At 36.4% G+C, this 25,282-nt stretch carries 29 protein-coding genes; 25 read left to right on the plus strand and 4 right to left on the minus strand.

Features of this window, described 5'->3' with window-relative positions:
* Positions 1–7 precede the first annotated feature (7 nt).
* From rpmD to ACTQ54_RS08840, 23 genes are all read left to right on the plus strand, one after another.
* A complete protein-coding gene (gene rpmD / locus ACTQ54_RS08730) occupies positions 8–193 on the plus strand; it encodes a 50S ribosomal protein L30 (protein ID WP_441756018.1) in 186 nt (61 codons plus the stop codon).
* Positions 194–224: 31 nt separating this feature from the next.
* Positions 225–665, plus strand: coding sequence for a 50S ribosomal protein L15 (gene rplO / locus ACTQ54_RS08735; RefSeq protein WP_441756020.1), 441 nt, complete (start codon positions 225–227; stop codon positions 663–665).
* Positions 665–1,960: a preprotein translocase subunit SecY gene (gene secY, locus ACTQ54_RS08740; protein ID WP_441756022.1), complete on the plus strand. Its 1,296-nt coding sequence runs from the start codon at positions 665–667 to the stop codon at positions 1,958–1,960. Before rplO ends, secY begins: the two co-directional genes overlap by 1 nt.
* Positions 1,961–1,992: 32 nt before the next feature.
* Positions 1,993–2,640, plus strand: coding sequence for an adenylate kinase (locus tag ACTQ54_RS08745; RefSeq protein ID WP_441756130.1), 648 nt, complete (start codon positions 1,993–1,995; stop codon positions 2,638–2,640).
* Positions 2,641–2,676: 36 nt separating this feature from the next.
* Complete coding sequence (gene infA / locus ACTQ54_RS08750; RefSeq protein WP_023391463.1) at positions 2,677–2,895, plus strand: translation initiation factor IF-1; 219 nt, start codon at positions 2,677–2,679, stop codon at positions 2,893–2,895.
* Positions 2,896–2,925: 30 nt separating this feature from the next.
* Positions 2,926–3,039, plus strand: a complete 114-nt coding sequence (gene rpmJ, locus ACTQ54_RS08755; RefSeq protein ID WP_006417732.1) for a 50S ribosomal protein L36 — start codon at positions 2,926–2,928, stop codon at positions 3,037–3,039.
* Positions 3,040–3,062: 23 nt separating this feature from the next.
* Positions 3,063–3,425, plus strand: coding sequence for a 30S ribosomal protein S13 (gene rpsM / locus ACTQ54_RS08760; protein WP_441756025.1), 363 nt, complete (start codon positions 3,063–3,065; stop codon positions 3,423–3,425).
* Between the two features lie 21 nt (positions 3,426–3,446).
* Complete coding sequence (gene rpsK, locus ACTQ54_RS08765; protein WP_313792348.1) at positions 3,447–3,839, plus strand: 30S ribosomal protein S11; 393 nt, start codon at positions 3,447–3,449, stop codon at positions 3,837–3,839.
* 80 nt (positions 3,840–3,919) lie between these two features.
* A complete protein-coding gene (locus ACTQ54_RS08770) occupies positions 3,920–4,864 on the plus strand; it encodes a DNA-directed RNA polymerase subunit alpha (RefSeq protein ID WP_441756027.1) in 945 nt (314 codons plus the stop codon).
* A gap of 30 nt (positions 4,865–4,894) precedes the next feature.
* Positions 4,895–5,275 (plus strand): 50S ribosomal protein L17, encoded by a 381-nt coding sequence (gene rplQ / locus ACTQ54_RS08775; RefSeq protein ID WP_441756029.1) that lies wholly within the window; start codon positions 4,895–4,897, stop codon positions 5,273–5,275.
* Positions 5,276–5,531: 256 nt separating this feature from the next.
* Positions 5,532–6,371, plus strand: coding sequence for an energy-coupling factor ABC transporter ATP-binding protein (locus ACTQ54_RS08780; RefSeq protein WP_441756031.1), 840 nt, complete (start codon positions 5,532–5,534; stop codon positions 6,369–6,371).
* The gene (locus ACTQ54_RS08785) at positions 6,341–7,231 is read left to right on the plus strand and encodes an energy-coupling factor transporter ATPase (protein WP_441756033.1); all 891 of its coding nucleotides are present in this window, start codon (positions 6,341–6,343) and stop codon (positions 7,229–7,231) included. The genes ACTQ54_RS08780 and ACTQ54_RS08785 overlap by 31 nt, the downstream gene beginning before the upstream one ends.
* Position 7,232: 1 nt before the next feature.
* Entirely contained in the window at positions 7,233–8,030 is a 798-nt protein-coding gene (locus ACTQ54_RS08790; RefSeq protein WP_441756035.1) for an energy-coupling factor transporter transmembrane component T family protein, read from the plus strand.
* Between the two features lie 40 nt (positions 8,031–8,070).
* On the plus strand, positions 8,071–8,847 hold the full coding sequence (gene truA / locus ACTQ54_RS08795; RefSeq protein ID WP_441756037.1) for a tRNA pseudouridine(38-40) synthase TruA: 777 nt from the start codon (positions 8,071–8,073) through the stop codon (positions 8,845–8,847).
* Positions 8,848–8,863: 16 nt separating this feature from the next.
* On the plus strand, positions 8,864–9,376 hold the full coding sequence (locus tag ACTQ54_RS08800; RefSeq protein ID WP_441756039.1) for an N-acetyltransferase: 513 nt from the start codon (positions 8,864–8,866) through the stop codon (positions 9,374–9,376).
* Positions 9,377–9,613: 237 nt separating this feature from the next.
* Entirely contained in the window at positions 9,614–11,110 is a 1,497-nt protein-coding gene (locus tag ACTQ54_RS08805) for a phosphate:AMP phosphotransferase (RefSeq protein ID WP_441756041.1), read from the plus strand.
* A gap of 1 nt (position 11,111) precedes the next feature.
* Positions 11,112–11,954: an aldo/keto reductase gene (locus tag ACTQ54_RS08810; RefSeq protein ID WP_441756132.1), complete on the plus strand. Its 843-nt coding sequence runs from the start codon at positions 11,112–11,114 to the stop codon at positions 11,952–11,954.
* A gap of 120 nt (positions 11,955–12,074) precedes the next feature.
* Positions 12,075–13,037, plus strand: a complete 963-nt coding sequence (locus tag ACTQ54_RS08815) for a LacI family DNA-binding transcriptional regulator (RefSeq protein ID WP_441756043.1) — start codon at positions 12,075–12,077, stop codon at positions 13,035–13,037.
* A 207-nt stretch (positions 13,038–13,244) separates the two neighbouring features.
* On the plus strand, positions 13,245–14,132 hold the full coding sequence (locus ACTQ54_RS08820) for a branched-chain amino acid ABC transporter permease (protein WP_441756045.1): 888 nt from the start codon (positions 13,245–13,247) through the stop codon (positions 14,130–14,132).
* A 9-nt stretch (positions 14,133–14,141) separates the two neighbouring features.
* Positions 14,142–15,113 carry a branched-chain amino acid ABC transporter permease gene (locus ACTQ54_RS08825; protein WP_441756047.1) on the plus strand — a complete coding sequence of 324 codons (972 nt, stop codon included), beginning with the start codon at positions 14,142–14,144 and terminating at the stop codon, positions 15,111–15,113.
* Entirely contained in the window at positions 15,110–15,886 is a 777-nt protein-coding gene (locus ACTQ54_RS08830) for an ABC transporter ATP-binding protein (RefSeq protein ID WP_441756049.1), read from the plus strand. The genes ACTQ54_RS08825 and ACTQ54_RS08830 overlap by 4 nt, the downstream gene beginning before the upstream one ends.
* Positions 15,886–16,590: an ABC transporter ATP-binding protein gene (locus ACTQ54_RS08835; protein ID WP_441756051.1), complete on the plus strand. Its 705-nt coding sequence runs from the start codon at positions 15,886–15,888 to the stop codon at positions 16,588–16,590. Before ACTQ54_RS08830 ends, ACTQ54_RS08835 begins: the two co-directional genes overlap by 1 nt.
* 2 nt (positions 16,591–16,592) lie before the next feature.
* A complete protein-coding gene (locus ACTQ54_RS08840) occupies positions 16,593–17,243 on the plus strand; it encodes a CBS domain-containing protein (protein ID WP_441756053.1) in 651 nt (216 codons plus the stop codon).
* Positions 17,244–17,571: 328 nt separating this feature from the next.
* Here the strand turns inward: ACTQ54_RS08840 and ACTQ54_RS08845 are convergent, their stop codons facing one another.
* From ACTQ54_RS08845 to ACTQ54_RS08860, 4 genes are all read right to left on the minus strand, one after another.
* The gene (locus ACTQ54_RS08845; protein WP_441756055.1) at positions 17,572–18,042 is read right to left on the minus strand and encodes a glutathione peroxidase; all 471 of its coding nucleotides are present in this window, start codon (positions 18,040–18,042) and stop codon (positions 17,572–17,574) included.
* Positions 18,043–18,072: 30 nt separating this feature from the next.
* Positions 18,073–18,795 (minus strand): YebC/PmpR family DNA-binding transcriptional regulator, encoded by a 723-nt coding sequence (locus ACTQ54_RS08850; protein WP_441756057.1) that lies wholly within the window; start codon positions 18,793–18,795, stop codon positions 18,073–18,075.
* A 157-nt stretch (positions 18,796–18,952) separates the two neighbouring features.
* A complete protein-coding gene (guaC, locus tag ACTQ54_RS08855) occupies positions 18,953–19,927 on the minus strand; it encodes a GMP reductase (protein WP_441756059.1) in 975 nt (324 codons plus the stop codon).
* 30 nt (positions 19,928–19,957) lie between these two features.
* Positions 19,958–21,583, minus strand: a complete 1,626-nt coding sequence (locus ACTQ54_RS08860) for an ABC-F family ATP-binding cassette domain-containing protein (protein ID WP_441756060.1) — start codon at positions 21,581–21,583, stop codon at positions 19,958–19,960.
* Between the two features lie 221 nt (positions 21,584–21,804).
* Here ACTQ54_RS08860 and ACTQ54_RS08865 point away from each other — a divergent pair, with 221 nt between their 5' ends.
* Together ACTQ54_RS08865 and ACTQ54_RS08870 are read left to right on the plus strand one after the other, a co-directional pair.
* Complete coding sequence (locus tag ACTQ54_RS08865) at positions 21,805–23,766, plus strand: LPXTG cell wall anchor domain-containing protein (protein WP_441756062.1); 1,962 nt, start codon at positions 21,805–21,807, stop codon at positions 23,764–23,766.
* 322 nt (positions 23,767–24,088) lie between these two features.
* Positions 24,089–25,264: an AI-2E family transporter gene (locus ACTQ54_RS08870; protein WP_441756064.1), complete on the plus strand. Its 1,176-nt coding sequence runs from the start codon at positions 24,089–24,091 to the stop codon at positions 25,262–25,264.
* Positions 25,265–25,282 lie beyond the last annotated feature (18 nt).

Here is a 25,282-nt window from a genome sequence, read left to right on the forward strand (position 1 = left end):
CGAGAGCATGGCAAATTTAACTATTAAATTAACTAGAAGCTTAATCGGTCGTCCAAAAAATCAAATTGAAACTGCTAAAGCTTTAGGTTTAACTAAAACAAATAAATCAGTAGTAAAACCTGACAATGATGCAATTCGTGGTATGATTAAAACGATTGTTCATTTAGTAGAAGTAGAAGAAACAGAAGCTTAATTTTGAATTTTAAATAAGGAGGTGCCAATGCATGAAACTTCATACACTTCAACCTGCAGAAGGTTCACGTAAAGAACGCAACCGTGTTGGTCGTGGACAAGGATCTGGTAATGGTAAAACAGCCGGTCGCGGACAAAAAGGTCAAAAATCACGTTCAGGCGGTGGTGTACGTTTAGGTTTTGAGGGTGGACAACAACCTCTATTCCGTCGTATTCCAAAACGTGGATTTAATAATATTAACCGTAAAGAATATGCGATTGTTAATTTAGATGTATTAAATCAATTTGAAGATGATACAACAGTTACACCAGCTTTATTATTAGAAGCAGGGATTGTTAAAAAAGAACTATCAGGAATTAAAATTTTAGGTGAAGGTCAACTTGAAAGAAAATTAACTGTACAGGCAGCTAAATTCTCCAAAAGCGCGGAAGAAGCAATTACTGCCGCTGGTGGAACAATCGAGGTGATTTAATGTTTACCTTTATTAAAAATGCATTTGCTGTTAAGGATATTCGTAATCGTATTTTCTTTACACTTTTCATTTTTGCTATTTATAGATTAGGTTCTCATATCCCCGTTCCTGGTGTTGATCCAACTGCCATCCAGACTTTTGCAAGTAGTGGGTTATTTGGCTTATTGAACACCTTCGGTGGAGGAGCTTTATCAAGGTATTCTATCTTCGCTATGGGGGTTTCTCCATACATTACAGCTTCGATTATTGTTCAGTTATTGCAAATGGATATTATTCCAAAATTAACTGAATGGGCCAAACAAGGTGAAGTTGGTCGTCGTAAACTCAACCAAGTAACAACATATACAGCTATTGTCTTAGGTTTTGTACAATCAATTGGATTATCAGTTGGATTTAATCAATTATCTGGGTTAGGTCTTGTAATTAATCCAGGTACAACGACTTATTTGACGATTGCTTTAGTCTTAACGGCTGGTTCAATGTTCTTAATCTGGTTGGGTGAACAAATTACACGTAATGGTATTGGTAATGGTGTATCAATGATTATCTTTGCTGGTATCGTTGCAGAAGTTCCAAAAGACTTTTATGGATTTTTCCAGACGAGTTTAAAAAATGCAACAGGCCAAGAATTAATCAATAATATCTTGATTTTAATTGGCGTCATTGCGATTTTAATCATCTTAATTGTTATTGTTGTTTTAATGGAACGTGCACAACGTAGAATTCCGATTCATCACTCAAAACGAGCTTCGGGAGCTAAACATACAGCGCACTTACCATTAAAAATTAATTCAGCAGGTGTTATTCCCGTTATTTTTGCAACTTCATTCTTATCAACACCGTCAACAATTATGGGATTCTTTAATTGGTCTGATCAAGGTGGTTGGCGTGAAGTCGTGTTTAATATCTTTAATCTACAACATCCTTATGGAGCTGTATTTTATACAATCTTATTAATCGCCTTTACTTATTTCTATTCACTGATTCAAGTGAACCCAGAAAAAGTTGCTGAGAACTTGCAAAAACAAGGAGCATATATTCCTAGTGTTCGTCCTGGTAATGACACTGAGAATTTCCTTACAACCTTAATTAACCGATTAAGTGGTGTAGGTGCCTTGTATTTAACACTAATAGCAGTATTGCCATTAGTCTCTGGATTTATTTGGGAAGTTCCAATAAATATTTCACTAAGTGGTACAAGTTTACTTATCGTTGTTGGTGTTGCCATTGAAACAGCTAAGCAAATCGAAGGACGTATGGTTAAACGTCGTTATGTCGGTTTTCTTAATCTTTAGTACTTAAGCTTTGAACAAAGGAAGGTATAATGATGAATATTTTAATAATGGGTTTGCCGGGTGCTGGTAAAGGTACACAAAGTGAACTAATCGTCAATGACTACCATGTTAAGCATATTGCTACGGGGGACATCTTTAGAGAAGCGATAAAAAACGAAACACCGCTTGGAAAAGAAGCAAAAGCTTATACTGATCAAGGAAATCTTGTTCCGGATGAACTAACGAATGCTATCGTGCGTGAAAGACTCGCTCAAGATGATATCAAAGAGTCTGGCTTTATGTTAGATGGTTATCCACGTACATTAGGACAAGCTGAAGCACTTGATCAAAATCTCACTGATCTTCAGACGAAGATTGATGCTGTGATATTTATTGATGTCGATCAAGAGGTTTTAAAAGATCGCCTCAGTGGGCGTATCATTTGTCGTAATTGTGGTGCAACTTATCATAAGATTTATAACCCGCCGAAAGAGGCAGGCATTTGTGATAATTGTGGGGCCAATGATTTCTATCAACGTGAAGATGATAAGCCTGAAAAAGTTGCACACCGTATTAATCTTCAAATGGAATCCATTCAACCAATTCTTGATTATTATTCAGAACATGGCTTATTACACAAAATTGATGGTAATCAATCGATTGAAGATGTTTTTCGTTCCATCCGTAATATATTAGGATAAAACTCATATTAATGTGTATAAAAGGAGGAAGTTAGAATGGCTAAAGATGATGTTATTGAAGTTGAAGGTACAGTCATTGAAACTTTGCCAAATGCTATGTTTAAGGTCGAATTGGAAAACGGACACGAAATTCTTGCACATGTATCAGGTAAAATTCGTATGAATTATATTCGAATCTTACCAGGAGATAAAGTAACGATTGAACTCTCTCCATATGACTTAACACGTGGTAGAATTACGTATCGTTTTAAATAGTCATTCCAATATTTTTGAGGAGGGTTATAAATGAAAGTTAGAGCATCAGTAAAACCGATGTGTGAAAAATGCAAAGTTATCCGCCGTAATGGTAAAGTAATGGTAATTTGCGAAAATCCAAAACACAAACAACGTCAAGGATAATTTAAAAGGAGGTGCTGTAAAGTATGGCTCGTATAGCAGGAGTAGATATTCCACGTGACAAACGTGTTGTCATCTCATTAACGTATATTTTTGGTATTGGTAAGAAAACAGCAAGCAAGATTTTAGCTGAAGCAGAAGTTTCTGAAGATACTCGTGTACAAGATTTGACTAACGATGAATTAGACCGCATTCGTAGTATTATAGATACTTACCGTGTTGAAGGTGACCTTCGCCGTGAAGTAAGTCTTAATATTAAACGTCTACAAGAAATTGGATCTTACCGCGGAATGCGTCATCGTCGTAACTTACCCGTTCGTGGACAAAACACAAAAAATAATGCTCGTACCCGTAAAGGTCCGAAAAAATCAGTTCAAGGTAAAAAATAATAGAGGGAGGTTGACAGTTTAATGGCAAGAAGACAACAAACTCGCAGACGTCGTCGCGTAAGAAAAAATGTTGAGCGTGGTGTTGCGCATATTCGTTCTACATTTAACAACACAATTGTGATGATTACGGATGTTAATGGTAATGCAATTTCATGGTCATCAGCTGGATCATTAGGATTCCGTGGATCAAAGAAATCAACTCCATTTGCTGCCCAAATGGCTTCTGAAGTAGCCGCTAAAGGTGCAATCGAACATGGTATGAAGACCGTTGAAGTAACCGTTAAAGGTCCTGGTTCAGGTCGTGAATCTGCTATTCGTTCATTACAAGCAACTGGTTTGGAAGTTACTGCAATTCGTGATGTAACACCTATTCCACATAACGGATGCCGTCCTCCAAAACGTCGCCGTGTATAATAATCAGCACTATTTGTTAAATGACAGTGATGCTGCTTGATTATCATTGAAAGAAACGTTTTGAAAGGGGATTACAATCAATGATCGAAATTGAAAAGCCAGAGATAAAAACAATTGAAGTCAGTAACGATTCGAAATTTGGTAAAATTGTTATTGAACCACTAGAGCGTGGTTATGGAACAACCCTTGGTAACTCATTACGTCGTATTTTATTATCTTCATTACCTGGAGCGGCTGTTACAAGTATTCAAATTGATGGCGTGCTACATGAATTCGCTACAGTAGAAGGTGTAGTGGAAGATGTCCCAACCATCATCTTGCAACTAAAACAACTTGCATTGAAGCTTCATACGGAAGAAGATAAAATAGTGGAATTAAATGTCACAGGTCCTAAGACAGTTACAGCTGCTGATATTATTCATGATAATGAAGTACAAATTTTAAATCCTGATTTACATATTTGTACATTAGCAGACGGAGCTGAGTTGAATATGCAACTAAATGTCTCTAATGGTCGTGGTTATGTTCGTAGTGAGCATAATAAGCGCGATGATATGCCAATTGGTGTTTTACCAATCGATTCAATTTATACACCGATTAAAAAAGTAAACTATCAAGTTGAAAATACGCGTATCGGACAAAAAAATGCATATGATAAATTAACCTTAGATATTTGGACAGATGGATCCATAAGTCCTGAAAAATCTTTAAGTCTTGCAGCTAAAATTTTAACCGAACATCTTAACATATTCGTTAATTTAAGTGATGAAGCTCGTCAAGCTGAAATCATGGTTGAAAAAGAAGAAGCTGAAAAAGAAAAAATGTTAGTAATGACAATTGAAGAACTAGACTTGTCTGTACGTTCTTACAACTGTCTAAAACGTGCTGGAATTAATACAATTCAGGAATTAACTAATAAATCTGAAGCAGAAATGATTAAAGTACGTAATCTTGGACGTAAATCGCTAGATGAAGTGAAACAAAAATTAGCGAACTTAGACTTAACCTTACGTCAAGACGATTAATAATTTAGAGAGTAAAGGAGGAAGCTGAATATGGCATACCGTAAACTAGGACGTACAAGTTCACAACGTAAAGCACTTTTACGTGACTTAACGACTGATGTAATTGTTTATGAACGTATTGAAACAACAGAAGCACGTGCTAAAGAAGTACGTAAATTTGTTGATAAAATGATTACTTTAGCTAAAAAAGGTGATTTATCTGCGCGCCGTCAAGCAGCAAGCTTTTTACGTAATGAAATTGCTGATGCTAGAATTGAAGACGACGAAGTTGTTATTGAGCGTGTATTAAATCGCTTGTTTGATGACTACGCAACGCGTTACGCTGATCGTAATGGTGGTTACACACGTATACTTAAAAAAGGACCAAGAAGAGGCGATGGCGCTCCAATGGTAATTTTAGAATTAGTATAAAATAAAAGACGATACTGCATAAGATATCACTTTTAAGATGGAGAGTGTTACGATTGATAAGAAAATTCTTATTGGTCTAGCTCTGAGCACAGCTATTAGACGAATGTAATAGCTTTAGATTGAGACAAATCATAGACTTTGTCTCAATCTGTGTGCTATTCATCATAAAAGTGTTTTTTATTTTTAAGTAAGTTGTTTCTTGTAAAAAGAAACAATTTATTTAAAAGTTAAAATTCACATCTTAAGGAGTTAGAAAATGGCAGAACCAATTATAAAAGTAAATAATCTCTCTTTTTCTTATGTCGATGGTGAAGATGATGCATTGCGTAATGTGAGTTTCGAAGTTAATAAGGGTGAATGGATTGCGATGGTTGGACCAAACGGGTCAGGGAAATCAACCTTAGCCAAGATGCTCAATGGCTTATTAATTCCTGATACCGGTGAAATTTATATCAATCAGCTCTTATTAAATGAAGATACGGTTTGGGATGCGCGTCGAGCGGTTGGTATGGTTTTTCAAAACCCCGATAATCAGTTTGTCGGTTCAACGGTTGAAGATGATGTAGCTTTTGGTTTGGAAAATGCTGGAATCATGCGTGAAGAAATGATTGTGAGAATTCAAGATGCACTTGAACAAGTTCGTATGTCCGATTTCTTGAAAAAAGAACCTGCCCGTCTTTCAGGTGGCCAAAAACAAAGAGTAGCATTAGCTAGTGTTATTGCTCTTAGACCAGATGTTATTATTTTAGATGAAGCGACATCTATGCTAGATCCTCAGGGGCGGATGGAAGTCATTGAAGCGATTATTAAGTTAAAAGAAACATATAATTTAACACTTATTTCTATTACACATGATATTGATGAAGCGAGTCGTGCAGACCGTATTATGGTCATGAATAAAGGGGAATTAGTTCAATCGGATACCCCAGCTTCTATTTTTTCGCTCGGAAATGAACTTGTTGCAATGGGATTAGATGTACCTTTTGCCCAAAAACTTAAAGAAGCATTAGCTAATAGGCAAGTCGATATTCCACAAGGCTATTTAACAGAGGAGGCGTTGTATTCATGGATAACAACATCGTATTTAAACAAGTAAATTACACTTATAATGCCAATACACCTTTTGAATTTCCTGCCTTGAAAAATGTTAATCTGACCATCCCAGCTAATCAAGTAACAGCGATTATCGGCCATACAGGCTCAGGGAAATCAACCTTACTCCAACATTTAAATGTTTTAGTTAGACCAACTTTAGGATCCGTTATTATTGCAGGTGAAGAAGTAACGGCAGAATCTAAACATGATTCTTTGAAAGCTTTGCGTAAAAAAGTAGGTGTGGTATTTCAGTTTCCTGAAGCACAGCTTTTTGAAGAGACGGTGTTAAAAGATGTGATGTTTGGGCCTTTAAACTTTGGTGTAACAGAGGAAGAAGCAGAACGCATTGCTGAGGAAAAATTATCCTTGGTAGGTATAGATCCTGCTTTATACAAACGGTCTCCTTTCGATTTAAGTGGAGGTCAAATGCGAAGGGTTGCGATTGCGGGCGTTTTAGCTTTGGAACCGGAAATCCTTGTTTTAGATGAGCCGACAGCTGGGTTAGATCCTTTAGGACACGTCCAGATGATGGAAATGTTTATGGAATTACAAGCCAATGATCAACTAACCTTAGTCATTGTCACCCATCAAATGGAAGATGTTGCTAGATACGCTGATCATGTGATTGTGATGGAAAAAGGAACGGTTGTTCGGCAAGGACCGCCTAGTGAAATCTTTGCTGTTTCCCAGTGGTTAGAAGATAGGCAATTAGCCCTACCTCAGTCCATTCAATTTTTAAACCGTTTAGCACAAGATGTTATTTTACCTGATTATAAAGAGCAACCACCACTGACTGTTGATGCTTTAGCTGATTTTATTGTGGCAGCTAAAAAAAGTCAATTAGGAAGGGAGGAGCGTTAAGATGTTGGATAAAATGTTGTTAGGTCGTTATATCCAAGGTAACTCATGGGTGCATCGCCTAGATCCAAGGACGAAACTTCTGGCGAGTTTCTATTTTATTATTATCATTTTCTTAGCCAATAACTGGGTGACCTATGCGCTTTTAACTTTATTTACTTTATTAGCACTCTATTTAAGTGATATTCCATTGAAGTTTTTTGTTAATGGTGTCAAACCCATGATATGGATTATCTTATTTACGGTTGTATTCCAAATGTTATTTACGACAGGTGGAACGGAATATTTTCGTTGGGGACCGATTGTTATTAGTTCTTTAGGGATCACCAATGCGGTTTATATTTTTATACGTTTAGTTTTAATTATTTTTATTTCAACCTTGCTTACTCTAACAACGGCACCTTTAGAATTAACAGATGGGATTGAACATCTGTTTAGACCTTTAGCCCGTTTTGGTTTTCCAGCTAACGAACTCGCCCTAATGTTATCTATAGCCTTACGCTATGTTCCAACATTGATGGATGAAGCAACGAAGATTATGAATGCTCAACGCTCACGAGGCGTCGAATTTGATCAAGGTAATTTAATTGATCGAATGAAATCAATTATTCCCATTCTAGTCCCACTGTTTGTCAGTGCCTTTAATCGAGCGGAAGAAATGGCATCGGCTATGGAAGCTAGAGGCTACCGTGGGGGAGAAGGCAGAACCAAGTATCGTCAATTAAAATATCACTCGGGGGATGCCCTTGTTTTGTTGGTCATGATCGCATTAACAGCAATCTTGTTCTTATTACGATCATAAGAATTTCATTAATAGACAAAATCATATAGGAGTCGTTTAAATGGCTAGATTTGCAGCAAAAATTGAATACGATGGCACGTCCTATGTAGGCTATCAAGTCCAACCAAATGGTTGGACCATTCAAGCTGCTATTGAAGAAGCTTTAGTTAAAATGGCGAAATTGCCCAAGGGTGAACATATTCCTACTTCCAGTTCAGGCCGAACAGATTCGGGTGTCCATGCACTGGGTCAAGTCATTCATTTTGATTATCCTGCTCCAATTAAAGCCGATAATATAAGACGTGCTATGAATAGCTTGTTAGACCCATCGATCCGTTTTTTAGAAGTGGTCGACGTTAACGATGATTTTCATGCACGATATAGTGCGACAGCCAAGCAATATATTTACCGGGTGGATACCCAGCAATACCCCGATCCCTTCAAGCGGCTCTATAGCTTACATCATCCCTATCGTTATGACTTGGAGAAGATGTCAAGGGCTTTAGAATCAGTTGTAGGCGAACATGATTTTACCAGCTTTTGCTCAACAAAAACAGATAAAGAAAATAAAGTGCGCCATATTTATGAAGCTGATATTACAGAAGATAAAGAGAATTCAGAACTCCAATTTCGCTTTTATGGCAATGGTTTTTTATATAATATGATTCGTATTCTCGTAGGTACAAGCTTACAAATCGGCAATGGTCTTAAACCAGAAAATGAACTGCAACGCCTTTTAGAGGTTAAAAACCGAAAGGAAGCTGGACCAACTGCCCCTCCTCAAGGTTTGTACTTACAATTTGTTGAATATAAAAACAATCCTTTTAGGAATAAATAATTTTTAGAGGTGCCAAATGTACATACGCAAAACACGTATTGAAGAAGTAGAAACAGTTGTATCCATTTTTGATTTTGGTAGAAGCATTCAACGCGCAACCGGTAATCATGACCAATGGAATAATGGTTATCCAAATGCTGAAGTGGTCATTGACGATATAGCAAAAGGCCAAAGTTATGTTTGTGTTTCTGACGCAGCAGAAGCAGATTTATTTCCGGAAGAAACGCTATTAGCCACTTTTTGTCTGCAAGAGGGCATAGATCCCACCTATACAAAAATAGATGGCGCTTGGTTAAATGACGAACCATATGTGACCATCCACCGTATCAGCACCAATGGAAAACTTAAAGGCGCAGGCCGTAAAGCAGTTCAATGGGTGATGGAACAACACAACAATGTGCGTACTGACACACATGAAAAAAACACCCTCCTTCGCCGCCTGGTAGAATCACTTGGCTTCAGTTATTGCGGAGTCATCTATCTAGCGGACGGTAGTCCTCGTGTAGCTTACCAATCTTACCGCCCTTAAAATAAATAGCTCTACAAATCAAATAGATGAGTATAGCATCCGAATGTTTAATGCCAGTGGAACCAACTTGGAACACTAACATAAGCAATTCGGATTTTTTCGATAAATTTTTCTTTAATTACGCAAAATATAAAATTATAATATTCGAATAAGATTGCATACTATTAGGGATTTGTTTAAAAACGTGCTACACTTTTATAAATGAAGACTAGAAGTTTATTGAAAGAAGATGATTGGATGTTAGAAAGTTTTGATTTTAAACAGGAAGCAGGTAACTATGATTCCTTTAAGCGGTCAGAACTTGGAGAGAAGCTTGACCGCTTACAACGAATCGTTTCGAATTTAGATATACCGGTTTTAATATTAGTGGATGGATGGGAAAGTTCAGGTAAAGGCTTTGTCATTAATGACTTAACACGTGAATTAGATCCTCGTTTTGTCCGCGTAGAAGTATTTGAAGAAGCAACCGATGTTGAAAAGAAACATCCAAGTGTTTGGCGTTTCTGGCAAAAAATCCCAAGTCATAATGAAATCGCTATCTATGACCGTAGTTTTTACTACCAAGTATTTAATAAAGATAAACGAACCAACAAAATGTTAAAGCAAAGAACACAAGAGTTACTAAATCTAGAAAAAATGCTTTTAGATGATGATACAATCGTCATAAAATTCTTTTTAAATATCTCTGAAGCTACCCAGGAAAAACGAATTAAAAAGTTAGAGAAATCAGAAAACCGCTCATATTTATTAAGCGATGAAGATTATGAACAAAACAAGCATTATGAAGAACATCAAATGTGGTTTGATAAAGTACTAAAAGCAACCGATTTACAGGAAAGCCCTTGGCATATTATTAATGCTGAAGATCGTAAAGTGGCCTCAAAAGAAGTTTTGGCTATAACACTTGATAAAATCAATGCTGGAATCGAACGCATAACGAGAGAACGTAAAGAAACGCAAGCGGTTAAACGTGATTTTTCTTTAGAAAAAGATCAACTCTCATTAGTCAATCTAAGTCAATCCATTTCAGATAAAGATTATGACAAGCAATTAGAAAATTTACAACAAGAGGCGGCAGAACTGGTTTACAAATGTTATTTAAATAACACTGCCATTATACTCGCTTTTGAAGGTATGGATGCAGCAGGTAAAGGTGGGGCAATTAAGCGACTCACTCGTTATATTGACCCACGTAGTTATAAAATACATGGGATTAAAGCACCAAATACCATTGAAAAAGACCATCATTATTTATGGCGCTTTGAACAAAATTTTCCAAAAGATGGCGATATGGTTATTTTTGATCGATCTTGGTATGGACGTGTCCTGGTCGAACGTGTTGAAAATTTTGCCACTCAAAAAGAATGGGAAAGAGCTTATGACGAGATTAACCAAATGGAAAAAGTTCAAACAGACCATGGTTCCATCGTAATGAAGTTTTTCTTAGTCATCGACAAGAATGAACAAAAAGAACGGTTTGAAGATCGTGAAAATGAAATCGACAAAAATTATAAGATAACAGATGAAGATTGGCGTAATCGAGGCAAATGGGATGCTTATTATGATGCATTTAATGAAATGCTTCAAAGAACAAATACAGAAAATGCCCCTTGGTTTGTTATTGCTGCAAATGACAAAAAATTCGCTCGTATTCAAGTGTTAAAACATTTTATTGAACATATCAAAGCACATATTTCAAAAGAAGATAAGAAAGGAGCCAGAGTGAATGTTTGATTTGTCAACTTATGAATTAAATAACGGTCTATTTATTCCCAAAATTGGCTTTGGAACTGCAAGTTTAGACGGTGAACGAGATGCAACTGAAATAATTCGTTACGCCTTAGAGGTAGGTTATCGTCATTTAGATACAGCTCAGTCTTATAATACTGAAAAAAATGTTGGGCAAGCACTTATAAAGAGTGGCTTGAAAAGAGAAGATGTCTTTATTACAACTAAAGTGCATCCCCATCATGTAACCTACGACTTAGCCAAGCAATCGATTGAGGAGTCATTGGAGGCCTTACAGTTAGAATATATTGACCTATTGCTTATTCATTGGCCCAATCCAGCTGCCTATCGTCAAGCTGATGCTTGGCAAGAGGCTAATCAAGAAACTTGGCGTGCAATGGTTGAAATGTATCATCTAGGCAAAGTGCGTAGTATCGGTGTTTCAAATTTTATGATTCATCATTTGGAGTCATTAATTGCGGGCAGTGATGTACTACCGACTGTGAATCAAGTGCTACTCGCTCCAGGTTGTAAGCAAGATGAATTGGTTCAATTTTGTAAAGCAAAAAATATTCAACTAGAAGCCTATAGTCCCTTAGGTTCAGGAAAAATATTTAGTAATGAGAAGGCTCAAGCTATTGCAGACCGTCACCAGCGTTCAATTGCACAAATAGCCATCCGTTGGTCATTGCAACATGAGTTTCTACCGATACCGCGTTCGTCTAAAGAAGAACACATAAAAAATAATTTTGAGGTGTTTGACTTTGAATTAAGTCAAGATGATATGAATGTGTTAGATCAATTAACTGGCGTTGCTGAACAAGCAAATCCAGACACTGTCGGACATTAGTGACATTTATTATCTCTAAATTTAATATGACAAACATAGTTTTTTTGCGTGAAATAAGGTACAATTAAAGCTTGGCCGATTAAGTAAAAGACAATAATTTCTAAATTGAAGGTGAAAAAAATGGTAACCATAAATGATATTGCAAAACAAGCGGGGGTTGCCAAGAGTACTGTATCACGTTATTTGAATGGTGGATCCATCAGTAAGCGTACAGCTGCTAAAGTCGATAAAGTAGTGAAAGAGACTGGGTATATACCCAATAGTTTTGCACAAAGTTTAAAAGCAAAAGAAACTAAAATGATTGGTGCTATCGTCCCGAGACTCGATTCTTATTATTTGAATTCTGTTATAGATGGGGCAGATACCTATTTATATAATAATGGCTACCGCTTAATGTTTTTCCACACACAGATGAACGATCGCCGTTCCGAGGATGCCATGCGTCTATTTATAGCAAATAAAGTCGATGGGATTATTTATTTTGGGGATAAGATTGACGAAGATAATCCAGCTTCCAAATTAAAATCGCCTCCTATTGTTACGAGCCAGCAATTTGTTGATGAGCAGTTATACAAAATTCAAGTTCAATCAGCTGAATTAATGGCGGACTATTTGTATGAAATGGGGCATCGACGTGTAACCTTTGTTGATGGTGGTGATCATTCCTTGGATTTTGATATTGCCACACAGTTTAAAAAAGCTTTCTTTAATTATAAAGGCACTTTTTGGCAGGAAACCCGTTTTGATTTTGAAGATCGTGAAAGTATTAGCAGTCTTTTAGCCGATAGCCCACGATTAATTGTCTGCTCTGATGATATTTTGACCTTAACACTTATGAAAGAATGTTTAGACCGTGGAATTGACATTCCCAAAGACATTAGTTTTGCTAGTTTCGGCAACCATCCAACAGCCGAAATATTTTATCCAGGTTTAACAACCGTACACTATCCATATTTTGAATTTGGAGAGCATCTGGCAGCAGAACTCCTTAATATTATTCAAAATAAAGATTCAGAGCACAACGAATATGAGAATCCACAACTCGTAGAGCGTCAATCCATCTTATACATCAGTGAAGATTAAAATAAATATCACTTTATTAAATACCATTTATTAGTAATTTTTCCCAAAGCTAGTAAATGGTTTTTTTTATTTACCGCATTTTATAAGAAAACGAAATCATTTAAAAAATTACAAATACATATTGGAAAGATTAGAAAATAATGATAAAATGGTGAAAGATTATTATTTATTCAAAGAAATGCTAGAAAAGAGAAAGGATAATCTAATATGCAATTATTACAGCAACTCACGCAACAACTCATTAATGGTTTAGCATTAGGGAGTATCTATGCATTGGTCGCCTTAGGTTATACCATGGTTTATGGTACGATTCGACTAATCAACTTCGCACATGGCGATATCTTTATGATGGGGGCTTTCTTTGGTTATTATTTAGTAACCGTCCTACAAATGAATGTCTTTTTATCAATGGGATTGGCAATGATTTTTTGTGCGATTTTAGGTGTTATTATTGAAAAAGTAGCTTACAAACCTTTACGAAATTCAACACGAGTCGCTGCTTTAATTACAGCTATAGGGGTTTCTTACTTACTACAAAATTTGATGGTTTATTTCATTGGACCTGAAGTACGAGCCTTTAATAGTGATTTTCCGAATATGATTTTCCGGATTGGCAACTTGATTATTTCTTCTAAGCAAATCTTTGTTTTTGTCACAACACTGGTTCTTGTTGTTGTTTTACAACTGATTGTTCAGAAAACAAAAATGGGGAAAGCCATGCGTGCGGCAGCTGTGGATGGCGAAGCTGCACAACTGATGGGAATCGATGTTGACCGGGTTATTTCATTTACCTTTGCGCTAGGATCAGGTTTAGCGGGAATTGCCGGTGTGCTAGTAGGAGTGTATTATAATTCAGTTTCTCCTTTAATGGGAGTCGGTTACGGTTTGAAAGCTTTCGTCGCAGCCGTTATTGGCGGGATTGGTAGTATTCCAGGAGCCATGGTTGGGGGATATTTAATTGGGTTATTAGAATCCTTTGTAACCTTTTTAGGTTTATCCACTTATCGAGATGCTGTGGTGTATGGCTTATTAATTGTCATCTTACTAATATTACCAGCTGGATTGTTTGGGAAAAATGTGAAAGAGAAAGTGTAGGGGATTTCGATGGAACGATTTCATAAACGTAACTTTGCCTGGGCTTTTTTGATTATAGTTGTTTTCTTTGTCTTGTATTATTTAGTTGAATCCAAAGTCATCAACAATTATTATCAAATAACGCTTGTTTCAATTATGCTTAATATCATTTATGCCACTGGTTTGAATTTGGTTCTAGGGATAGCAGGTCAATTTTCACTCGGTCACGCCGGCTTTATTGCGATTGGTGCTTACAGTGGCGCTATTTTTGCTAAGCAGTTTGATAACAGTTTTGCTGGTTTACTGGTGGGGATGTTAGTCGGGGTGATTATTTCGATTGTTGTGGCTTTAATTGTTGGGATTCCTACTTTGCGATTAAAAGGCGATTATTTAGCGATTGCAACACTGGGAGTGGCAGAAATCATCCGTGTTATTATCAATAACATGCGATCGATTACCAATGGTCCAGCTGGGATTAGTAATATTCCAACCATTACTGAATGGCATATTGTGTATGTCTTTTTGGTATTAACGACCATTTTTATTTTAAATTATGTCTACAGTAGTGCTGGCCGAGCGACGTTTTCAATTCAACAAGATGAAATTGCCTCTGAGTCCATGGGAGTCAATGTCACCAAATATAAAGTATTGGCTTTTGTTTTAGGAGCTGTGACGGCTAGTATTGGAGGCTCTTTGCAAGCAACTTTCTTGGGAATTATTACCCCTGGTGAGTATACCTTCAACCGGTCAATTGATGTTTTAATCATTGTTGTATTCGGCGGTATTGGCTCTTTTACAGGAACATTTCTAGCAGCTATCTTGCTTGGTTTAATTAACTTAGTTTTACAAGACTACGGTCAACTACGGATGATTATTTATGCCCTAGTTTTAATCTTAATAATGGTATTTAGACCAGGTGGTCTAATGGGAACTAATGAATTCCGCTTTGGCTCTTGGGCAACGAATTTATTTTCTAAAAGAAATAAGGAGGCAGCTAAATGAGTCTTTTAAAAGTAAATGAATTAACTAAAAACTTTGGTGGATTAGCAGCTGTTTCCAATGTTTCGCTGGAAATAAACCACAATGAATTAGTCGGTATCATTGGTCCGAATGGGGCTGGTAAAACAACCTTCTTTAACTTAATTACTGGTGTATATGAGCCGAGTGAAGGACTGATTGAATTAGAAACGTCAAGCGGAGTCAAAACTTTGAATGGCATGAAACCTGATAAAATTAATGGTTACGGCATTGCGAGAACCTTTCAAAATATTCGTTTATTTAAAGATCAAACTGTTTTACAAAATGTTTTGGTAGCCATGCATCGTGAAAAAGGGAATTCAATTTTATCCAGTTTAATTCGTAGTGCAGCCTTTTATGAAACAGAAGACCGCTTGCGTCAAGAAGCAATGGAACTCTTAGAAATTTTTAACCTTGGGGCGGTAGCCAATGAAAAAGCACGTAATTTGTCATACGGCCAGCAGCGCCGCCTTGAAATTGTCCGTGCTCTAGCAACTAATCCAACTGTTCTATTCTTGGATGAGCCTGCAGCCGGTATGAATCCGAATGAAACAGTAGAGCTAACGGATTTGATTGCGCAAATTCGTCAACAATTTAATTTAACGGTTGTCTTGATCGAACATGATATGTCATTAGTTATGAAAATATGTCAACGGATTTACGTACTCGAATATGGTCGCCTAATTGCACAAGGTACTCCTACTGAAATTCAGAAAAATCCTGATGTTATTAAGGCTTACTTAGGAGGGGACTTGTAATGTTATCGATTAATAATTTAGTAGTGAACTATGGTATGATTAATGCAGTAAGAGATGTAACTTTTGAAGTCAACCAAGGTGAAATTGTTACTTTAATTGGCGCTAACGGAGTAGGTAAAACAACGATTTTACGTACCATTTCAGGTTTAGTTAAATCTGCCAGTGGAGAAATTATTTATGAAGGTGAAAATATAACTACATATTCACCACGAAAAATCGTTGCTTCCGGTATTGCACATGTTCCCGAAGGGCGTCATGTCTTTAAAGGGATGACCGTTTTGGAAAATCTAGAGATGGGGTCCTTTTTAAGAAATGATAAAGAGGGCATCCAAGAAGATATTGACCGTGTTTTTGATCATTTTCCGATTCTAAAAGAGCGAGTTAATCAAGATGCCGCAACTCTTTCGGGCGGCGAACAGCAAATGTTAGCGATGGGGCGTGCTTTAATGGCTAAACCTCGTTTAATCTTGTTGGATGAACCATCAATGGGATTAGCACCTTTATTTATTAAAGAGATTTTTAATATTATTGAACTGATTAAGTCGGAAGGGACAACTGTTCTGTTAATCGAGCAAAATGCGAAGATGGCTTTAACTGTGGCAGATCGGGGTTATGTTTTAGAAACTGGGAAGATTGTCTTAAGTGGAACTGGAGAAGAATTGCTGAATAGTGATGAAGTTCAAAAAGCTTATTTAGGAGGTTAAAAATGTACGTTAAGGATTATATGTCGACCGACTTAAAAACCATTCAACCGTCAACAACCATTATACAAGCGAGTGACTTAATGAAGCGTCATGATATCAAACGTCTGCCTGTGATGGAAAATAATCATTTGTTAGGTCTTGTGACGCGTGATTTGATTGATAAAAACTTACCTTCTGCCGCAACCAGCTTAAGTGCACATGAAGTCAATTATTTATTAGAAAAGACAAAAGTGTCTGATTTTATGCTGAAGAAAGTGGATAGTATTGCACCGGATAGTTTGTTAGAAGAAGCGGCTGTTATGATGCGGACCCGTGATATTGGTGTGTTGGTCGTAAAAGAAGGCAATCAACTGGTGGGGATATTAACGGATAAGGATATTTTTAGAGCCTTTGCGGATATTTCAGGTTATAATTCGGAAGGTACCAGTATTGTTCTAGAACTAGCCCAAGATCGTAAAGGGGTCATTGAAGAGGTTGGAGATGCTCTTTTAGCAGCCGATATCAATTTAACTCATATGACGGTTTACCACAATGAAGGTGGCATTCGGGTGGTCATGCACGTCGAAGCAGCTGATGTTAATGCCCTACTTGATTTATTGAAGAAAGACGGTTACCAAGTACAAACCGTTCAAAAGAAAACCATTAGTAGGTAAAATAAAACAGGGAAAGTTTAGAAAAACTTTCCCCGTTTTTATGTAGCTGATTATTTAATTGTATTTTCGTTTGTTATGCCATAAAGTCACTAAAATCAAAGCAATATTTATTATAAAAAATGCTAAAAGTCCAATAGTAATCCAATCCAAAATGTTTCCACCTATATAGAAAATGTAGAGTTTGTTTTACATTTACAAAGTATAATATGGTGTGGAAAATGTCAAATTATTTTTACTTTTAAATGAAGTCTAAAAAAAATCCGAAAGTCTAGATGATGACGCTCGTCTAAACTTTTGGATTTTTGCAGTTTATAAATGGAAATGGACCTTACAACAATTTTTCAATATCTTTGACCATATTTTTGGGTTCTGTTTTTGGAGAATAGCGTTTAATGACATTACCATCACGGTCAATCAGGAATTTTGTAAAATTCCACTTGATGTCTGATGTTAAAATGCCGCCTTTTTCCGTTTTTAGCCAAGTAAATATCGGTGCTTCATCTTTACCATTCACAAATATTTTTTCATGCATAGGAAAGCTAACGCCATAATTTAAACGACAAGTTTCTTCCATATCTCCATCGGCAACATCTTCTTGCTTAAATTGATTACTTGGGAAGCCTAACACCACGAACTTTTGGTCTTTATAGTTTTGATATAATTCTTCTAGGTCTGGAAATTGACCAGCAAAACCACATTGCGTAGCAGTGTTAACTACTAAAATAACGTAATCATTATAGTCATTAAAAGAGTATGCAGAACCATTACTTTTAACTAGGGTAAAATCAGGTAAGCTCATGGAATCACTCCTATCTCTCATGGCTTGTGTTTATTCTTCCTCTAAATCCACATTATGGTAAACACGTTGGACATCTTCATTACTTTCTAAAACATCGATTAAGTTCTCAAATTGTTTTAAGTCATCACCGGTTAAAGTTACTTCAGATTGAGGCACTAAATCAATTTCGGCCACTTCAAATTCAGTGATGCCATTGGCCTCAAGAACTTGGCGAATATGATCAAATTCACTTGGTTCCCCTAAAACAACCACTTGATCATCTTCTTGATTGACTTCACGCATATCGACATCATCTTCTAAGAGCAGCATCATAATTTCATCTGCATCTTCGTGATTAAAGACAAATACAGCGGTCGATTCAAATAAATAACTGACAGAACCACTTACGCCCATATTCCCGCCATTTTTACCATAAGCAGCTCGAACATCCGATGCGGTTCGGTTAACATTATTAGTTAATGCATCGACTATAATCATGGATCCATTCGGTCCAAATCCTTCATAGCGTAAGTCTTGGAAGTTTTCTTCGTCGCCACCTTTAGCTTTATCAATCGCTTTGTCAATAACGTGACGTGGCACATTATAGGTTTTAGCTCGATCAATAACAAATTTTAGTTTTTGATTCAATTCTGGATCAGGTTCTCCAGATTTTGCAGCGGCATATATTTCAATACCAAATTTTGCATAAATGCGTGATGTATCGCGGTCAGCTTTTGCTTTCTTTTCTTTGATATTCATCCATTTACGTCCCATATTCTCACGCTTCCTTTATAAATTCATACAACTATTATAATACTTAGACTAACAATTGTTAAGTTAGAAATCAGTAAGAGGAAAACAGAAAAACCTAATAAATATCTCAATGGGAAGTGAAGAGATATTTATTAGGTTTGTTAAAATTCAAATTGTCTTAGCGGTCTCCGTTGAAGATACTATTACGTACAATCACATAATCTACTGTACGGATAGATTCTAAGTCATTTCCACCCGCGTAAGAAATCGATGATTGCAAATCTTGTTCCATTTCAAGTAATGTATCGGCTAAACGGCCACGGTTGGCAATCATTTCAATTTTACCTTCGATATTTTTACGCTCACTTTTTTGGTATTCTGAAGCACTACCAAAGTATTCTTTGTAGATTTTCCCATCAATTTCACGTGAACGACCAGGACTTTCTTCGTGAGCAGCTAAAAGTGATCCAATCATAACCATTGAAGCACCAAAGCGATAAGCTTTAGCAATATCACCGTGATGGCGAATACCACCATCAGCAATAATTGGTTTTCTGGCTGCTTTTGCACATTGACGAACAGCGGCTAATTGCCATCCACCAGTACCAAATCCTGTTTTAAGTTTTGTAATACATACACGACCTGGGCCTACACCAACTTTTGTTGCGTCTGCACCAGCATTTTCTAAATCTCTAACGGCTTCTGGTGTTGCCACATTTCCAGCAATCAAGAAGGCTGATGGCATTACTTCTTTAATAAAACGAACCATATCCATAACATCTTCAGAATGGCCATGAGCAACGTCAATTGTAATATAATCAGGAATTAAGTCTTCTGAAACCAATTCACGGATAAAATCAAATTCATAAGGTTTAATTCCAACACTAATAGATGAGTATAGATTTTTTTCACGCATCTTTTTAATAAAAGGTTTACGCGCTTCTTCATCAAAACGGTGCATAATATAGAAATAATCATTTTCTGCAAACCATACAGCTAAATCTTCATTAATTACAGTTTGCATATTTGCAGGAACAACAGGAATTCTAAATGTTCTTGGTCCAAATTGTATTTGTGTATTACACTCTGAACGGCTACTAACGATACATTTATTAGGGATCAGTTGAACATCTTCGAAATCAAAAACTTCCATTGAATAAATACTCCTCTATGTAAAAAAATTTTATACATACATTGCTGCAACACGTGCTTGTGATTCAGCATTTTCCATATACTCGCCATAACGTGTATCCATACGATCAAAAGCACCTGTTGGGGTTAATTCAATCACGCGGTTACATGTTGTATCTAAAACTTCGTAGTCATGAGATGCGATTAAAATAGCACCTTTAAACTTAATTAAACCTTCGTTTAAAGCCGTAATCGACTCTAAATCCAAGTGGTTGGTAGGTTGATCCATTACTAAGACATTGGCTTTAGATAACATCATTTTTGATAAGAGACAGCGTACTTTTTCTCCACCGGATAAGACGTTAACAGGTTTCATTACATCATCACCTGAGAATAACATACGGCCTAGGAAACTTCTTAAGAAGGTATTATCTTGCTCTTCTTTATCAGCGTATTGACGTAACCAGTCTACGATAGATAAGGTTACATTATCAAATTCATCCGCTGAATTACGTGGTAAATAGGTTTGTGAGGTAGTAATTCCCCATTCAAATGTCCCTGAATCTGGCTCCATTTTCCCCATAATAATTTCAAAGAAAGCTGTTACTGCATTATCGTTACGGCTCAAGAAAGCAACTTTATCATCACGGTTTAATGTAAAGGTAACATTGTCTAAAACTTTTTCCCCATCAATTGTTTTTGAAAGACCCTCAACTCTTAGAAGATCATTACCAATTTCTCTAGCAGGAGAAAAGCCAACGAATGGGTAGCGACGTGATGATGGTTGAATATCATCTAAGGTAATTTTATCGAGCAATTTTTTTCTAGATGTCGCTTGCTTAGATTTAGAGGCATTAGCTGAGAAACGAGCAACGAAAGCTTGTAACTCTTTAATCTTTTCCTCTTTTTTAGCATTTTGATCGGCTTGTAGTTTCGCTGCTAATTGACTTGATTGTAACCAGAAATCATAGTTACCTACATATATTTTAATTTTACCAAAGTCAACGTCTGCCATATGTGTACAAACACGGTTTAAAAAGTGACGGTCATGCGAAACAACAATAACAGTGTTTGGAAAATCTAAAATAAAATCACATAACCAATCGATGGATTGTGAATCTAAACCGTTAGTCGGCTCGTCTAGTAATAAATTATCTGGACGACCAAATAAAGCTTGAGCGAGTAAAACTTTAATTTTATCCGCTTCTTCTAATTCACTCATTTGGCTATATAGTAGTTTGTTATCAACGCCTAAACCTTGTAACAAGTTACTAATTTCAGCTTCAGCTTCCCATCCACCCATCTCAGCAAAAGCCGCTTCTAATTCACCTGCACGAACACCGTCTTCATCGGTGAAGTCTTCTTTCATGTAGATAGCATCTTTTTCTTTTTGGATTTCATAAAGCTCTTTATATCCCATTAATACTGTATCGATAACAGTATATTCTTCATAACCAAAGTGGTCTTGACTAAGAACAGCTAAGCGTTCGTTAGGGTCCATTGAGACAGTACCAGTAGTTGGAGAAACGTCACCAGAGAGAATCTTTAAGAAAGTAGACTTTCCAGCCCCGTTAGCCCCTATTACACCATAACAATTTCCGGGTGTAAAAGTGATGTTGACGTCATCAAACAGTTTGCGGTCAGGAAACTGTAGGCTGACATTTGATACATTGATCATTGTTTTTCCTCCTAGAACCTTATAGGCTGCCTATGAATAGACATACAGTATAATAATAACATATTTTTGAACATTAGGGACTATAAAATGAATAAGAATACCTAAAATTATATTTTATATCATATATTTATCAAGTAATTGAAATGCTTTTTACGATGTAAATTCATTGAAAATTCATATTCATTCGTTATAATGAATACATCAAAGGGAGGAAGTACAACATGAAATTGAAAAAAACATTTTTTAGAAGTGCCTGTGCACTAGCATTGATAGGTGCAGGAGTTTCTCCAGTTCTTTCGAATTTTGTTAGTCCTCAGATTTCGACTGTGGTTCAGGCGCAACAAGATGACACATTAAGTGCTGAAGAGCAAAATCGTGTAGCAGTTATTAAAGATAATGTTGCTGGTTTTGAACCTGTAAACTTAGAACAACTATTAGAAGTATCTGATCGTGATTTATTAGATTACGATAACATTGCCCAATCACAATCAACGGATGTTTATGATGTTTGGGGTTCAATTTATAATCAAATAGCTGAAAATTATCCTCATTTAAATTTATTAAGAGGAGAGGATTATGAAGCTTATGAGCGTGCGGCTGAAGCTATTTCAGAACGTTCTGAATATACTTATTCAGATTTAAATATGGCTTTACCTCGTTTAACATTGGAAAGATATCGTTCAGCAATGGCTAATAATGAAGATAATGTCGACAATGCTGTCGCAGAAATCTTACCTGCTATTGAACAAACAATCGATGAGTATATTGTACGTCGTGAAGAACGTCAAAAAGATGAAGATGATAATTCCGATGAAGAAGCAGCTCAAAATTTACGTCAAGAATTAATTGGTGGTACACCAATGTTACAAAACCAATTAAATCAATTTGATGATGCGACCTTAGTGGCACTAGCTGATGAATTGAATCAAACTGGTGGCGATATTTCGACATTGTATAACCGTCTAGTCGAAGATTATCCAGAAGTATTTGCCTCAGAGTCACAAAGAATGCGTGATGCATTAGTGAATGAGTTTAATTTAAATGAAACTGAATTAGACGCTGTTTTAGATGCCGAACTTTTCTGGGAAGAACTTACTATTTTCAATGATGGAAATGTTGAAAACTTTGAGCGTTTAGCGCAAGTAATGGAAGAAAAATATAATGTCAGTCGTACTGATGACGAATCAGAATCAGAAGATGATTCACAAGCAACAGAAAATCTGCGTAATGAATTAATTGGCGGCACACCAATGCTACAAAACCAATTAGATCAGTTTGATGATGAAACTTTATTAGCATTAGCTGATGAATTGAATCAAGCTGGTGGCGATATTTCTTCATTATATAACCGTCTAGTCGAAGACTATCCAGAAGTGTTTGCTTCAGAGTCACAAAGAATGCGTGATGCATTAGTGAATGAGTTTAATTTAAATGAAGCTGAATTAGATGAAGTTTCAGATGCCGAACTTTTCTGGGAAGAGCTAGCTATTTTCAATGATGGAAATGTTGAAGACTTTGAACGTTTAGCACAAGTAATGGAAGAAAAATATAATGTTAGTTCAACGGATGAATCAGAGGAAGATGATACACAAGCAGCAGAAAATCTGCGTAATGAATTAATTGGTGGTACACCAATGCTTCAAGCTCAATTAGATCAGTTTGATGATGAAACTTTATTAGCATTAGCTGATGAATTGAATCAAGCTGGTGGCGATATTTCTTCATTATATAACCATTTAGTAGCCAACTATCCAGACGTATTTGCTTCAGAGTCACAAAGAATGCGTAATGCTTTAGTGAATGACTATGGTTTAGATGAAGCAGCCTTAAGTAATGTTTCAGATGAAGAGTTATTCTGGGCTGAATTTGCAGTCTTTAATGAAAATAATAAAGTGGAAGATTTTGGAGCATTAGCTAACCGTCTTGCAGAAGAATTTAATATTCCACGTGAATCGCAATCAGAATCTGAGTCAGAATCACAAAGTGAATCAGAATCAGAAGAAGCAAGTCGTTCTGTTTCAATTGAAACCAGTGTGGAAAGTAACGAATCAAGCAAAACTGAAAGTGGCGATTTGTTACCAGAAACCGGTGAAACAAGTTCAACATGGTTAATTGTCCTCAGTGTGATTTTATTAGTTGCAGCTGGATTCTTAATCTACCGTGGAAGAAATAAAGTAAACTAATTTAAATATTAGCCTTAAAAGCTGTATGGCATTGCCTGCAGCTTTTTTGTATGGATTTTTTTAATTGTAGATGAAAATGTTGACTTCAAAAAACATGCATATTTTTCCTTTGGTCTCGTTTAGATCTGTCCAGTTTATAGGTTCCAGTTTATTCCGACGAGTTTAAAACATTAGCCTCGTTCCTTCAATAAGCATTTGTCGTAAATTAATACTTTCATTTTAAGCAGTGATATTTATTAAAAATTAAACAGTTGCGGTTAGTGAGTGGAGGTGTTGTGTGTTATGATTTAGTTATTAATTGGAATTGTGGAGGGGTGTTGTCATGAATGGTAGAGATGATCGTTTGGATCGTTTGGTGATTAAATATTTAATTATTATTGCGGTTTTGGCGACGGTTGTATTGAACTATCATACGGTCATTGCTTATTTATCAACCATTTGGCGGGTTTTATCGCCCATTTTATCTGGTTTTGTTTTTGCCTTTATACTTAATTTATTGATGTCAAATATTGAAAAATATCTTTTTATCGGTACAGAAAATGAGCGGCTTATTAAATTACGGCGGCCGTTGGCTATTTTAATGACCTTGTTCATTGTTTTGCTTAGTGTGAGTGTGATTTTATGGTTAATCATTCCACAATTGATTTCTGCTATTCGGATTACGATTGAGTCTTTACCTCTTGTTTTTAATATGTTCCAAAGGCTGTTAAAAAATCTTGAGGAGATTTATCCGGAATATAATTATAATGCCTTTATTACGCAAGCAGGCTTAAATTGGGACACGGTTGCGGGGGAAATTACCTCTTTTGCCAATGGTTTGGTTGAATCCATGATTTCGGTAGTGGCGAGCTTGAGTTCATATGCTTTGAATTTGGTGATTATTTTAGTTGTGAGTGTTTATGCTTTGTACTCAAAAGAAAAATTAATTTCACAATTTAAGCGGATTGGGAAAGTCTATTTAAGTGCTAAAATGTATGCGCAATTGACCTATGTTTTGCGTGTGACTAATGAATCTTTTTCAAATTTTATTACAGGGATGCTGATAGAAGCGGTTATCTATGGTTCGATGGTAGCAATTGGTATGTGGATTTTCCAATTTCCTTATGCCGCTATGGTGGGGACGATCTCAGGTGCTTTAGCTTTGATACCTATGGTTGGTGCACTTATTTCAGCCTTTATCGGTGCCTTGTTAGTGATGACGCAATCTTTCTCGCAGGCTATCTTTTTCCTGATATTTATTATTGTGGTTCAACAGTTGGAAAGTAATATTATTTATCCAAGGGTTGTCGGTGGCTCAATTGGTTTACCGGGCATTTGGACCTTCATTGCTGTAACGGTAGGGGGCGGTCTTCTTGGTGGACTGGGGTTTTTAGTGGGGGTTCCGATCGCTTCAACCATCTACAAATTGTTGCGGAAAGATGTGGAGACGAGAGAACATATCGATGCCATTATCCATGAAGAGCAATTGAAAGAGATGAATGGCGTTGTCAGATCTTAATCAATACAAAAACGATTC

The sequence above is a fragment of the Fundicoccus sp. Sow4_H7 genome (assembly GCF_052115865.1).
In the GTDB taxonomy this organism is placed as follows: domain Bacteria; phylum Bacillota; class Bacilli; order Lactobacillales; family Aerococcaceae; genus Fundicoccus_A.